Consider the following 13,582-nt stretch of genomic DNA (forward strand, 5'->3'; position numbering starts at 1 on the left):
GTGTGCGCTTCCATGGGATGAGAACGGTGGCGGCCCGGGCCGCGATGCGCACGGCTGGGGCCACCACAAAACATGCCTGAACCAGAACTGGAACACCCCTGTGGCGAGGGGATTTATCCCCTCGCCACAGGGGTTGTGTTGCCATAGGTACTACCAGGTCAACACAGCCCCCACCGCAAACGTATCGGTGTCTTCATTCTGCGCGCTGGTATCGTGGCCGTTGATTTCGAACTGGTTGTACTCGGCCACGAGCTTGAGGTTATCGTTGACGTCATGGAACAGCGCAATGCCGCGGGTTTCGTAATCGGCACCGCTGCCCACCACGCCGTTGCCGTCGTCATCGGTCTTGCCATAGGACAGCGCCAGGCGGTTCTTGCCCAGCTTGTACGAGCCTTGCAACAGATAGCCCTTGCTGTCGACGTTGCGCAACGTGGCTTCGCCGGCGTTGTTGGTGAAGAACGGATTGATGCCCTTGGCCTGGAACCCGGAGCCGGTGAGCGACAGGCCGCCCATCTTCGCCTGCACGCCATAACCCAGGCCTTTGGAGGTCACCGATTCGACAGTGGAATCGGTGTTGTCCGAGGTCTGGTAGCTACCGTTGAGCCAGCTGTAGATCTTCGCGCCGCCGAGGTCGAACTGGTAAGTGATCTCGCTCTCGGTGCGCGGGTTTTCCTGGTAGGCCTTGCCGGTGGCGCTGTTGTCGTTGGTGTCCACCGGATCCATGATCCCCACTGCCACCCGCAGCCCGTCCATGACCGGGGTGCGATAGGTGATCTGCGAGGTCGGGAATGGATAGGGATAGCCGCTGCCGATGTTGCCGAACGACACGCCACCGCCGTCCACCAGGCCCAGGGTGTCGCTGACCTGGCCATAGCCGGCGAGCAATTCGTCGAGCAGGATGTTGGAACGGGCGAACAGGCCGAAGTCCTTGCCGATCAACACCTCGCCCCACTCCGGGTTGGCGACGGTGCCGTAGAACTGGCGCACGTCGATGGCAGTGTCGGTGCCGTTGGTCTCGCTGTCGTTGATGGTCACCCAGAACGACGCGCGGGCGCCGAGCTTGAGGTCATCGACCTGTTTGCTCATGTTGAAGCCCAGGTAGTTGGGCAGAAAACCCATCTTGACCCGCGCCTGGCGCCGGTCGAACTGATCCCCCGCCCGGTCCACGTCGCTGTTGACGTAGAAGGCGTTGATGTAGCCATCGGTGGAAAAGGTGGTCTGGTCCTTGTCGTACAGCATGATTTCAGCCTGGGCCCACGACGTCAGGCCGAGGGTCGAGAGGCTGGCGATGACCGCAGGCATAAAACGGCGACGGGTATTTTTATTGTTGTGCATGGCGCGCTCCGCAACAGGGGACGGGATGTCGGAGGCGATTATCGAAAGGCTACAGGCCCCGCCATACGCTGCCTTGGAGGCAATTGGCGGGTGCTTTGGTGGCGCGGGTTTGGAGCGACAGTTTCGGTGTACGACCCTGGTGCTCGGGGGAGCAATACTTCGGGCCCAACCCTATCCCACAAGATTGATGTCCACCCGTGGCGAGGGAGCTTGCTCCCGCTGGCCTGCGCAGCAGGCCCCCTCGACCTGAACTCAGAACCGCGGCTTGACGGTCTTCCAGTCCGGCCGGTAGCGCTGCATCTGCCGCACATCGTCGCGCTGGCGAATGCCGCAACGCAGGAACTGTTCATGCAACATGCCCAGTTGATCCCGGTCGAGTTCCAGCCCGAGTCCCGGTGCCCGGGTAATCTTCACGCAGCCATCGACAATCGGCAGCTTGCCGCCCTTGATCACCTCCTCATCCGGCTCCTGCCACGGGTAATGGGTGTCACAGGCATAGTCCAGGTTCGGCACCGCGGCCGCTACGTGGGCCATGGCCATCAGGCTGATGCCCAGGTGCGAGTTCGAATGCATCGATACGCCGAGGCCAAAGGTGTCGCACATTTTCGCCAACGCCTGGGTGTCCCGCAGGCCGCCCCAGTAATGGTGATCGGCCAATACGATCTGCACGCTGTTCAGCGCGACACTGCGGCGGAACTCGTCGAAATCGGTGACCACCATGTTGGTCGCCAACGGCAGGCCGGTGCGCTTGTGCAGCTCGGACATGCCCTCCAAACCCGGCGTCGGGTCTTCGTAATACTGCAGGTCATCGCCCAGCAGCTCAGCCATGCGAATGGAGGTTTCCAGCGACCAGTTGGCGTTCGGATCGATGCGCAACGGGTAGCCGGGAAACGCGCGTTTCAGCGCTTTGATGCACGCCACTTCATGTTCCGGCTCCAGTGCGCCAGCCTTGAGCTTGATGCTCTTGAAACCGTAGTCGGTGATCATGCGCCGGGCCTGGGCGACGATCTGCTGTTCGGTCAGCGCCTCGCCCCAACTGTCCGGCGGATACGGCGAATCGATGTGCTCGGCGTACTTGAAGAACAGGTACGCGCTGAACGGGATCTCTTCGCGAATCGCCCCGCCCAGCAGATCCACCAGCGGTACATTGAGGTAATGGGCCTGCAGGTCCAGACAAGCCACTTCGAATGCCGAGTAGGCGTTGCTCACGGCCTTGCTCGCATGGGAGCCCGGCGCCAGTTCGGCGCCGGCGACACTGGCGGGCCGTTGCGCGGCGACGGTGGCCTGGACGATGCTCCGCAACTGGTTGAGGTTGAACGGGTCCAGGCCAATCAGTTGGTCCTGCAATTGCTGCTGGATCGCCAGGGCCGGCGCATCGCCGTAGCTCTCGCCCAGACCGATGTAGCCGTTGTCACTCTCGATCTCGATGATCGAGCGCAGCGCAAACGGCTCATGAATGCCGCTGGCGTTGAGCAATGGCGGATCGCGAAAGGCAATGGGGGTGACGGTGACGCGTTTGATCTTCATACAGCGGCTCCCGATGGGCCAGGGTTCAGGGCTTGGGTGTTTTCCGATGGATGGGCCTGCGCGACGATTTCACGCTTGCCGGACAATGAGTTGGGCGTGTCGCGCCCCGGTGAGGTACGGGCGAAGAAGATCACCACGGCGGCGACCAGCGAGGTAATCGCCAGGCCATACAGGCCGCCCTCGATGGAGCCGGTGGTCTGCTCCAGGAAACCGAACGCCGTCGGCGCGACGAAGCCGCCAAGGTTGCCGATGGAGTTGATCAGAGCAATCACCGCCGCCGCGATGCGGGCGTCGAGGTAGCTTTGGGGAATCGGCCAGAACAGCGCCGACGCGGCCTTGAAACCGATGGCCGCGAAACAGATGGCGACGAAGGCGAAGACCGGCCCGCCGGTGGTGGACATGAACATGCCGAACGCCGCGATCACCAGGGTTGCCGCCACCCACGCCTGCTGGAACTTCCATTTGCCGGCCAGGGCCGCGAAACCGTACATCGCCACGATGGAAATGATCCATGGGATGGAGTTGAGCAAGCCGACCTGGAAATCCCCCAGGCTGCCCATTTTCCTGATCATACTCGGCAGCCAGAACGTGGCGCCGTAGATCGTCAGGGCGATGGAAAAATAGATGAAACAGAACAGCGCGATCTGCCGGTCGGCGAGCAGCTTGAACATCGACGGCTTGATCACCTGGGCGGCTTCCCGGGCCCGTTGTTCTTCGGCGATGGTGACGGTCAACACGGCTTTCTCTTCGGCGCTCAGCCATTTGGCCTGGTTGGGGTGCGATTGCAGCCAGAACCAGACAAACCCGCACAGCACGATGGAGGCAAAGCCTTCGATCAGGAACATCCACTGCCAGCCATGCAACCCCATGCCGCTGACATGCAACAGGGCACCGGACACCGGCCCGGAAATCACCGAAGCGATGGCCGAACCGCTGAGGAAGATCGCCATCGCCTTGCCGCGCTCGTTGGCCGGCAGCCACTGGGTGAAGTAGTAGATGATGCCGGGAAAGAAGCCCGCCTCCGCCGCGCCGAGAATGAAGCGCAGCACGTAGAAACTGGTTTCGCCGCGCACGAAGGCCATGGCCATCGCCGCCGCGCCCCAGGTGAACATGATCCGCGTCAGCCAGGCGCGGGCACCGTAGCGTTGCAGCAACATGTTGGACGGCACTTCGAACAGCGCGTAGCCGACGAAGAACAACCCGGCGCCAAGGCCATAGGCGGCGGCACCGATGCCCAGGTCGGTTTCCAGGTGGCTGCGCACGAAGCCGATGTTGACCCGGTCGATGTAGTTGACGATGAACATCACCACCACCAGGGGCAGTACATGACGTTTGACCTTGGCCGCGGCGCGCGCCAGGGTACTGTCATGCGTGGAGTCCGGTACGTTATTCAAGGGAGCCTCCCAATCGTTGTTTTTGTGGGGAACGGCTCGATGATGGACGGGGTGTATTGTTCCCGTCTAATCTAACTTGGCACTTGATTGATACCTGGATTGAATCAATGTTCGAACTGGCCCAACTGCGCTGCTTTACCACCGTCGCGACGGAGCTCAATTTCCGCCGCGCCGCCGAGCGGTTGAACATGACCCAGCCACCGCTGAGCCGGCAGATCCAATTGCTGGAGCATCACCTGGGTGTCGAACTGTTCACCCGCAGCACCCGCAGCGTGGCCCTCACCGCCGCCGGCCGGGCGTTCTTCATCGAGGCGCAGAACCTGCTGGAACAGGCGCAACAAGCCGCCACGGCCGCCCGGCGCTTCGCCCAGGGCGACATCGGCTCGGTCACCATCAGCTTCGTCGGCAGCGCAGTCTATGAGTTTCTGCCCAAGGTCATCGCCGAGGCGCGGCTGAAACAGCCCCAGGTAAAAATCGTCCTTTCGGAGATGAACACCTACCAGCAGCATGAAGCCTTGCGCGCGCGGCGCATCGACCTGGGCATTGTCCGCTCGCCGCTACTGGAAACCGGCTACGCCACCGAATGCCTGGTACGCGAACCCTTCGTGCTGGCAGTCCCCGCCGGACATCCGCTGGCGACTGCCGACACGGTGCGCGTCCAGGATCTGGATGCCCAACCGTTCCTGATGTATTCCCATTCCGCCTACCCACCCTTCAACGAATTGCTCACCGGCATGCTCCGCTCGGCCCGGGTCGCGCCGCAATTCGTGCAATGGCTGGGGTCGTCACTGACAATCCTGGCGCTGGTCAACGCCGGCATGGGCCTGGCGCTGGTGCCGCGTTGCGCCACCAGCGTGGTGTTCAAGCAGGTGGTGTTTCGCGAGATCGATCTGGGTGAAGGGGTACAGAGCGAGTTGCATCTGGTGTGGCGCGAGGACAATGACAACCCGGCGTTTACCATGTTGCTGGAAGGGATTCGCGGGGCGGTCCGCGAGGGAGTTTGATGCGTTGTCTGCCGAAGTATTTTGTCGATTACGCATTTGTGGCGAGGGGATCCAGCGACTCAGCTGTTCCCGCCACGCCAAAGTAGTTGTACGATGACAGATGAGTGCATTTGGAAGCACTCATTTCCTCATACTTACAACAACAAGGAAACACCCCATGAAAAAAGCGACATTGGCCATCAGCTTCCTGTGCCTGTTCAGCGGTTACGCAGCGGCGGCCACTTCATCCGCCGAACAAGAGGTGGCCCAGGCCGTCGATCACCTGACCCAGGCCATGCTGCACAAGGACATCCCCCAGCTTCAGGCCCTGGCCGCCGAGAACCTGACCTACGGGCATTCCAGTGGGAATATTCAGGACAAGAAGGCCTTTATCGCTGACATCGAGACCGGTAAGAGTGCGTTCAAGACCCTGGAAATGCAGAACCAGAAAATCACCCTCTCAGGTGACACCGCCCTGGTGCGCAACCATTTCTCGGCCCAGGCGATCAAGGGCACCGATATCGTGCCGACGGAAATCGAGAACTTCCAGATCTGGCAGAAGCAGAAAAATGGCAAGTGGCTGCTGATCGGGCGGCAAGCGTTCAAGTTCTAATCGCCCCACAGGGCTTGTCGGCTGACAGTGATCTTGCGGTCAGCCTTGAACTCAATGTGGGAGCGAGCCTGCTCGCAATGGCGTCAGCCCAGTTACTACGCTATCGCGAGCAGGCTTCCCACAGCAATTGCACCTAGATGCCTGCCCACTGCTCCCGCTGCTGCATCAGGAAATCGACGAAGGCGCGGACCCGTTGGGGCATGTAGCGGCCATGGGGATAGAGCAAGGTGAAGGGACGTGAGCGGCCACTGAAAGGCTGCAGCACTTCCACCAGGCTCCCGTCCGCCAGTTCCTGCTCGACGATGAAGCGGTAGGTCTGGAACAGCCCCGCGCCATGCTTGGCCAGTGTCACCCCGCCCAGTACATCGTCCGAACAGCAGTAGTTGCCCTGGCCGAACACCTCCCGCTCCTTGCCATCGACATTGAACAACCAGGAAATCCGCCGGCCGCTGCTGGGCAAGTCGAATTGAATGCATTCGTGATCACCCAGGTCTTCGAGGGTCTGCGGCGTGCCAGCCTTGCTCAGGTAATCCGGAGACGCGACCACGACCAGTTTGGCGTCCTCCAGCAAGCGGGCGATCAGCGAAGAGTCCGGCTGGGCCCGCACGCGAATCGCCAGGTCGTAGCCCTCGGCGACGAAGTCGATGTTCCGATTGCTCAGGTGCACGTCCACGCTGACTTGCGGATACTGCGCACGGAAGGCCGGCAGCAAGGGCAGGATCCGGTGATGCCCGTAGGTAGTAGGCAGGCTGATGCGCAGTTGCCCGGACGGCACCGATTGCGCCCCCATCACTTCCTGTTGAGCCTCCACCAATTGCGTCAACGCCTGCCGGCACTGCTCGAAATAGGTCTTGCCGGCGTCGGTCAGGCGGATACTGCGGGTGGTGCGCACGAACAGGCGCGAACCCAGACGTTCCTCCAGGCGAAAGATAGAACGGCTCACCGCCGCCGGGGTCACGCCTGCCACCTGTGCCGCCGCCGTGAAGCTGCCCGCTTCGGCCGCCAGGCAGAACAGTTCTATGCTGCCCAACTGCAGGTCTTCAAAGTGCCGCTTCATGATTCGTTACACCGCGTATCAACTGAATATGCCAGCTGCCTGTTTATCAGCCGGCGGCGTATAAATACAGTGGACTTCGGTTGCGCAGGAATTTTCCCGCGCTCATTTCTCATCAGCAGGAGTGCAACATGCCATTCGTTAACGTGCGGATTACCCGTGACGGCGTCACCCGCGAACAAAAAGCCCAGGTCATCTCGGAAATCACTGAGACCCTCCAGCGTGTACTGGGCAAGGATCCGCACCTGACCCATATCGTGATCGAGGAAGTCGATACGGATAACTGGGGTTATGCGGGGATGACGACGACGGAGTATCGGAGTCTTCCCAAAGAGTGAGGGTTTGCCTTTCCAGGCCCGGTCCAGTTGACCGGGCTTTTTTCTGTCTGGTGCGTGCCCCTGTGGGAGCGGGCTTGCTCGCGAAAGCGGTGTGTCAGCAATGGATATGTGGCTGGTACACCGCTTTCGCGAGCAAGCCCGCTCCCACATTGATTATCTGTGTCTCAGACAGGATTGATTACACCAGGTATCAACTCAAGTACCAGAACCCCCATTTATCAAGTCCAGGTGCAGCAATAACCTGATCTCAACCAGCGCCTACCGGCGCCGCGGTTCAACTCAATTTGATCAGGAGTCAAATCATGAACAGCAAGAAAACCGTCCTCATCACCGGCGCGTCCAGCGGAATCGGCCTGGGTCTGGTCCAGGCGTTTCTGGATCGGGGTTATAACGTGGTGGGTAACGCGCGTTCCCAGTCCGGGCTGGATCAGGTCGCTGCGCGACTCGGTCATCCGGCCGGCTTCATCGGGGTGGCCGGCGATATCGCCGCACCGGCGACTTCAACCGCGCTCATCAGCAGAGCCATCGAAGCGTTCGGCGCCGTTGACGGGCTGGTGAACAATGCCGGGTTCTTCCTGCCCAAACCCTTCATCGAATACAGCCCCCAAGACCTGGAGTCATTGCTGGATACCAACCTCAAGGGACTCGTCTACGCCAGTCAGGCGGCTGCCGCACACATGATCGATCGCCGGCAGGGTTTCATCATCAACATTTCCGCCGCTGTGGCCCTGCAGCCGAATATCCAGGTGCCGGCCGCGCTGCCGGTGTTGATCAAGGGGGGCGTCAACCAGATGACCCGTGCCCTGGCTCTTGAGTTGTCGCCGCACAACATCAAGGTCAACGCCGTCGCGCCCGGCATCATCGACACGCCGATGCATGATCCGGCCCATCGCGAATTCCTCAATAATCTGGCCCCGGCCGGCCGCGTGGGTACCATAGGGGAAATCGCCGAGGCGGTGTTGTATCTGGCAGGCGCCGATTTCACGACCGGCGTGGTACTGCCGGTGGATGGCGGGATGAGCACGGGCAAGTGGTAGGAGTCGCCACAGCCCATTGTGGGAGCGAGCCTGCTCGCGATGAGGCCCCTCCAGCCGATATTTTCTTCGACTGACCTGACGCTATCGCGAGCAGGCTCGCTCCCACAGGGTCATGATTTAACTGACGGGTCCTATTCCAGGTCAGAGGCCATCGCATGCAATCGGCGACCAATGACATCAAGCAGATCGCACCCATCGCGCAAGGGAATGGCCAGTACTTCGGCAAAGTCATGCAGGATCACTGCATCGCTGCTGATCTCCGAGCGCATGGCCAGATTTTCCAATAGTTGTGTCACTGCGGCGATTCGATAAGCCGCCGTATCGTGCAACACATCCAGCGGCGCCTCAGTGTCGATCAATAGAGCGTGGTAGTTGTTTTCGATCCCAGTGATGGGCATGTAACGATTCATGGGTGAAGCTCCTTTAGCAGTTCAATTAACCACCAACCTCACTTCCACATGAAGGTGGCAGCCGTACGCGGGTGTGGAAGACCGGGGCTAAAGGAACCCGGCGCACCCTAAAGTGCCCCGCGCAAAGCTGCCATAACGCCGCAATGTTGACACAGAAAGCGGTCAACATCAGCTCATGGACGCTTAGCGCCTTTAGCTAGAGAACGGACTTCCACATCCGGTCGCTACATCGGTAGCGACGAACAGAATTTAGCGGCGAACCCCATCACCGTACAGTCAGCGAAAGACGTCACAGCCTGCGGGAAACGTCCGAGATTCCGACCAACTCTCAAACAGCTTCATTCCTCTGTTCCGCCTGCCCCACCAGCGACGCCTCTTCTATCCGCCGAAAAAACGTCTGCGCCCGAATATCCTGGACGAAAGCCACGTTCAGCCGCAACCAGTCACACGTCTCCCTCGCCGGCATGAAACTGGCGCCTTGGGAGAGCTGAACCTGCGCTTCACGGGCGATCTGCTGCACCCGTCCGCTCTCCACATGCCGGGGCCTGGCCCATACGAACAGGCCCCCGGTCGGCTCGGCGAAGACCTCCCAGTGCGCCTGGTCAAGTTGGCGCAGCGTGCTCGCCATCTGCTTGTTCAAACGCTGGCGCAGGCGTTGCAGCAACTTGCGATAAGCCCCGTTGGCGAGCAGTGTCGCCACGACATTTTCCGCCAACAGCGAGCAGCCGATACCGGTCACCATCTTGACCTCGGCCAGCCGGTTGATGATGTCAGGTTGAGCGACCACGTAACCGATGCGCAGCGAACTGGACAGTGTCTTGGAAAAGCTCGCCAGATAGATCACCCGGTCCAAACCGTCGAGGGTCGCGAGGCGAGACGTCGGCCCATTCTGGAAGTCAGCGTAGATGTCGTCTTCGATGAGGCGCAAATCGTGTTGGTTGGCCAGTTGCAGCAGACGATACGCGACGCTCGGCGCGAGGCTGGTGCCGGTGGGGTTCTGGTACATGCTGTTGATGAAGAAATAGACGGGTTTGTACTGGCCGAGCAAGCGCTCGAGGCTGGTGATATCCGGCCCTTGGGTGCCCCTCGGAACCGCCAGGGTCCTGACTCCGTGCAACTTCAGCAGATTGAACAGATTGTAGTAGCCGGGGCTTTCCACCAGGACCAGGTCACCAGGCTTGAGCAGCGTGCGCACCAACAGGTCGAGGCCATGGCTGGCGCCTTGGGTGGTGAGGATCTGCGCAAGATCGGCATGTATGTCGATCAGCCCCAGCCGTTTCTGGATGTGCTGGCGTAGAGGAACAGAGCCCAGGGGCGTGCTGTAGTTGAACAGTGCGTGGTTGTCGCTGCGCACCACCTGGCGGATCGCCTGACCCAGATCGGTGTCGTCGCGCCAGGAGTCAGGCAGCCAGCCGCAGCCGAGCTTGAGTAGCGTGGACTCGTTGTCGAATAACGTCCATGCCCCCTCGCTTGTTTCAGCATCCGGCTCCACGGGCCGGGACACCTGCTGGGCGACAAAGAAACCCGATCCATGCCGCGATTCCAGCACCCCGCTGGCAACCAGTTGGTCATAGGCCTTGATCACACATGACAGGCTGACATCATTCTCCTGGGCCAATTGCCGGATGGAAGGCATTCGGGCACCGGGGCGGATGTGATGGCTGCTGATCCAGCCCACCAGCTGAGTCATCAGTTGCCGGGTCATGGGCTCGGCGGCATTGCGGTCGATATTCAGGTCCATGTCGGAGGCTCTTGAAGTGTTCTCCAATTTCGAGCGAACAGTTAATCACAAAACCCCTCGGCCTGTTCCTTGTTCCCGCGAAGCCCGGCAGTGATAGTCCCGTAGACGCCATTTGACGACTTTCGGGGAGCACGCTTGAACGCACAGCATCGACATTCATGGGGACTGGCTTTCGGCCTTTGCCTGATCACCCTGGCGGTCAACCTGCAGGCGCCGCTCTATACCACCTACGCCCAGGCGTCCGGCCACGGGGCCGGTGCTACGGCGGTGGCGTTCTCATGTTATGTACTGGGGGTGTTGCCGGTGCTGCTGGCCTTCGGCGGGCTGGCCGACCGGGTAGGACGCCGGCCGCTGATAATGCTTGCGTTGGGTTTGTCGATGCTGGCGACAGTCATCACCTCGATCTGGCCGAACCTCGTCGCGCTGGGTCTGGCGCGGCTGATGATGGGGGTGGGCACGGGCCTGGCGTCGGCAACGTCGACGGCCTACATGACTGAACTGCTGGCGGGCAGCGATACCCGCTCCGCCGCCAATCGGATCACCGCCAGCACCTCCCTGGGCTTCGGCCTGGGGGCGGCGTTGACCAGTCTGTTCCTGTCCGTCCACCACAGCGTGGTGCCCGGCAGTTTCTGGTTGCAGTTGTGCCTGGCCGCTGTCGCGTTCATCGTGGTGTCCAGGCTGCCGGACCCTGCGGCCAGAACAACTCGGGCGCCGATGCTGCGCCTGCCGCTGTTCCCCGCCGGCAGCTTGCCCTATGGCTTCTCCATGCTGCTGGCCTGGGCGACCTCGGGCCTGGTTATCGCGATACTGCCCTCGGTGCTGGCACGTCACAATCTGCAGCAATGGTCGGGCCTGTCGACCTTCACCGTGATCAGCTGCGGGCTGCTGTTCCAGCCCTGGGTGCGTCGCCTGCAACCGGCCAGGGCCACCGGGTTTGGCTTGCTGGTGCTGCCCTTGAGCTATGCGCTGCTGGCCTGGGGCGCGAGCAGCGGTTCGCTGATCGCAGTGCTGCTTGGGGCGCTGGGGGCCAGCAGCGCCTGCTATGGTTTTCTGTACCTGGGCGGGCTCTCGGCGATCACCGCAATGGCCGGCCTGGAAAAGGCCCGGGTCAGTGCCGGGTTCTTCCTGTTCGCGTACATCGGGTTCAGCATTCCGGTGGTGGTGACCGGCCTGTTGGCTGACCGGTTTGGCGCCGATGTGGCGTTGGTCCTGTTCGGGCTGGCGTTGTCGTTGGGTGCGTTGGTGACGGGGTGGGTCATCGTTCGGACAGAAGCGTATGTAATCCGCGTATCCCACGGCTGAACACGGACCCCTCGCCACAAAGGGCTCACTCGTCTGGAGGGTAGCGTCAAGATCCGAGACACCACCTCCGCCAAGTCGTATACCATATCCCCAACTCAGCAACCGACCCGCCGCCGTGACTTTATCCAAGTTCAAACTGCCTGACCTGGGCAACACCCCCTCCACTTCGGAAATCATCACCCGGCACCTGCGCGAGGCCATCGTGGCCGGGCATTTTGCCGAGGACGAGCCGATTCGCCAGGACGATATCGCCCGTCAGTTCAACGTCAGCAAGATCCCCGTGCGTGAAGCTCTCAAGCGTTTGGAGGCCGAAGGCCTGGTGATGTTCCAGCGCAATCGTGGCGCGATGGTCACGCGGATGTCCGAGGTGGAGTTGGCGCAGATGTTCGAAGTGCGGATGTTGCTGGAGGACAAGGTGCTGCGCCTGGCGATTCCCAACATGACCGAAGACACCTTCGCTCGCGCCGAGGCCATTTGTCGCGAGTTCATCGGCGAGGATGACGTCGGGCGCTGGGCCGAACTCAACTGGCAGTTGCACGCCTGCCTCTACGAGCCGGCACAACGGCCTTTTTTGGTCAGCCTGATTCGCTCGGTCCACGACAAGCTGGAGCGCTACCTGCGCATGCAGATGAGTTTGTCGGCCGGCAAGGAGCGCGCCGATCACGAGCACCGGGAAATCCTCGATGCCTGCCGGGCCGGTGATATCGAACGGGCGGTGAAACTGCTGGACGAGCACATCGCCGGCGTCTGCAAGACGCTGTTCGAGTTCCTGCCTTCCAGCCATTGAGGTTGATCGCTCAAAAAATGCCGGGCCGCTGAGCGACCCGGCATTTTTTTTTTGCGCATATACATATGTACCACCAGGGCCCAGCAACGCGGCCGCAGAATCGGAGCCTTCTTAATCAGAGACAAAATGCCCCTCAATCATGACCGATACCATTGTAGACACCCTGACTGTGACAGCCTCGATCACCAACGAAAACTGGGCCGGCACCGACGACACCCTGTATGTGTCCATGGGGCCTCTCAGTCAGATGCAATTATTCTGTGAAGCCCCGCGAGTCGGGCAGACCATCACGGTGGAGATCGACCTGCCAAGACTGTTCGGCCGCCCCCGGATCTCATTGTCCGAAATCGACGGCCTGACCTTCTACCAGAGGCCCGAAGCCCACCCGATCGCCACCGATGACTGGGAGCTGGACTCCGTACTGATCAAGGCCAATGACATCTACACCAACCTGTCCTTCAAGCAGGTGCACCGTTGGCTCAGGAATTCATCCTCGCACTTGCTCGCCGTATGGTCGGGCCATGTGCATTTTTCCGATTGGATGAATTCCGACAAGCGATCGATTGACCTCAACGCCCAGACCTACCCGATCAGGTGGATGCCCTTCATTGGCGATCTCATGCACTGGCGTTGCTATGATCCGTCGAAAATCGACGGCGTCGGTCAACTGGTGGGGATGTGGGACGGCCAATTGATCGGCAATCAACTGAAATCGCAAACCAGCGAAATACTCTCTCCCAACGACCAGTCCAACAGCTACACCTGGGTGTATACCCCGGAAAACTCCATCATTTATAAACGCTGGGAACATGCTGATCGGGCCAACTACATCCGGCACAGCCAACTCGGCAGCGGCAGGCCGGTCATATGCGCCGGGGAATTCAGGATCAGGGAGCATCGCATGGAGCACGTCATTGCCATGGTCAACGATGCGTCGGGGCATTACCGCCCCGACGGCGGAGCCTGCCTGCGCTACGTGGCGGAAAAGTTCGAGGCCCTGGGCATCAATACGGAATACATCGAGTGGCAGTGGAGAGACACCTCCGACTGATGATCACGGC

13 protein-coding genes are annotated in these 13,582 nt (G+C 60.9%); 7 read left to right on the forward strand and 6 right to left on the reverse strand.

The window, feature by feature from the left end:
- Positions 1-150 precede the first annotated feature (150 nt).
- The 3 genes from FBY02_RS16680 to FBY02_RS16690 form a co-directional block, all read right to left on the reverse strand.
- Positions 151-1,335 (reverse strand): porin, encoded by a 1,185-nt coding sequence (locus FBY02_RS16680; protein ID WP_144929334.1) that lies wholly within the window; start codon positions 1,333-1,335, stop codon positions 151-153.
- Positions 1,336-1,587: 252 nt separating this feature from the next.
- A complete protein-coding gene (locus FBY02_RS16685; protein WP_144929336.1) occupies positions 1,588-2,862 on the reverse strand; it encodes a glucarate dehydratase family protein in 1,275 nt (424 codons plus the stop codon).
- Positions 2,859-4,256 (reverse strand): MFS transporter, encoded by a 1,398-nt coding sequence (locus tag FBY02_RS16690; protein WP_144929338.1) that lies wholly within the window; start codon positions 4,254-4,256, stop codon positions 2,859-2,861. The genes FBY02_RS16685 and FBY02_RS16690 overlap by 4 nt, the downstream gene beginning before the upstream one ends.
- 107 nt (positions 4,257-4,363) lie before the next feature.
- Here FBY02_RS16690 and FBY02_RS16695 point away from each other — a divergent pair, with 107 nt between their 5' ends.
- Both FBY02_RS16695 and FBY02_RS16700 read left to right on the forward strand, forming a co-directional pair.
- On the forward strand, positions 4,364-5,260 hold the full coding sequence (locus FBY02_RS16695) for a LysR substrate-binding domain-containing protein (protein ID WP_144929340.1): 897 nt from the start codon (positions 4,364-4,366) through the stop codon (positions 5,258-5,260).
- Positions 5,261-5,417: 157 nt separating this feature from the next.
- Entirely contained in the window at positions 5,418-5,852 is a 435-nt protein-coding gene (locus FBY02_RS16700) for a nuclear transport factor 2 family protein (protein ID WP_144929342.1), read from the forward strand.
- Between the two features lie 133 nt (positions 5,853-5,985).
- On the opposite strand, the gene FBY02_RS16705 is transcribed toward FBY02_RS16700, so the two are convergent.
- Positions 5,986-6,909, reverse strand: a complete 924-nt coding sequence (locus FBY02_RS16705; protein ID WP_144929344.1) for a LysR family transcriptional regulator — start codon at positions 6,907-6,909, stop codon at positions 5,986-5,988.
- A gap of 128 nt (positions 6,910-7,037) precedes the next feature.
- Between FBY02_RS16705 and FBY02_RS16710 the strand changes: the two genes are divergently transcribed.
- A complete protein-coding gene (locus FBY02_RS16710) occupies positions 7,038-7,244 on the forward strand; it encodes a 4-oxalocrotonate tautomerase family protein (RefSeq protein ID WP_025213530.1) in 207 nt (68 codons plus the stop codon).
- Between the two features lie 302 nt (positions 7,245-7,546).
- Positions 7,547-8,281, forward strand: coding sequence for an SDR family NAD(P)-dependent oxidoreductase (locus tag FBY02_RS16715; protein ID WP_144929346.1), 735 nt, complete (start codon positions 7,547-7,549; stop codon positions 8,279-8,281).
- A gap of 131 nt (positions 8,282-8,412) precedes the next feature.
- On the opposite strand, the gene FBY02_RS16725 is transcribed toward FBY02_RS16715, so the two are convergent.
- Both FBY02_RS16725 and FBY02_RS16730 read right to left on the reverse strand, forming a co-directional pair.
- Positions 8,413-8,691, reverse strand: a complete 279-nt coding sequence (locus FBY02_RS16725) for a hypothetical protein (protein WP_144929348.1) — start codon at positions 8,689-8,691, stop codon at positions 8,413-8,415.
- A gap of 328 nt (positions 8,692-9,019) precedes the next feature.
- Positions 9,020-10,432: a PLP-dependent aminotransferase family protein gene (locus tag FBY02_RS16730; protein WP_144929350.1), complete on the reverse strand. Its 1,413-nt coding sequence runs from the start codon at positions 10,430-10,432 to the stop codon at positions 9,020-9,022.
- 135 nt (positions 10,433-10,567) lie between these two features.
- Between FBY02_RS16730 and FBY02_RS16735 the strand changes: the two genes are divergently transcribed.
- The 3 genes from FBY02_RS16735 to FBY02_RS16745 all read left to right on the forward strand — a co-directional run bounded on the left by FBY02_RS16735 (position 10,568) and on the right by FBY02_RS16745 (position 13,572).
- Complete coding sequence (locus FBY02_RS16735; protein WP_144929352.1) at positions 10,568-11,734, forward strand: MFS transporter; 1,167 nt, start codon at positions 10,568-10,570, stop codon at positions 11,732-11,734.
- A gap of 115 nt (positions 11,735-11,849) precedes the next feature.
- Complete coding sequence (locus tag FBY02_RS16740; protein WP_144929354.1) at positions 11,850-12,521, forward strand: GntR family transcriptional regulator; 672 nt, start codon at positions 11,850-11,852, stop codon at positions 12,519-12,521.
- Between the two features lie 139 nt (positions 12,522-12,660).
- Positions 12,661-13,572: a hypothetical protein gene (locus tag FBY02_RS16745; RefSeq protein ID WP_144929356.1), complete on the forward strand. Its 912-nt coding sequence runs from the start codon at positions 12,661-12,663 to the stop codon at positions 13,570-13,572.
- Positions 13,573-13,582 lie beyond the last annotated feature (10 nt).

This window comes from Pseudomonas sp. SJZ078 (assembly GCF_007828255.1).
GTDB lineage: Bacteria > Pseudomonadota > Gammaproteobacteria > Pseudomonadales > Pseudomonadaceae > Aquipseudomonas.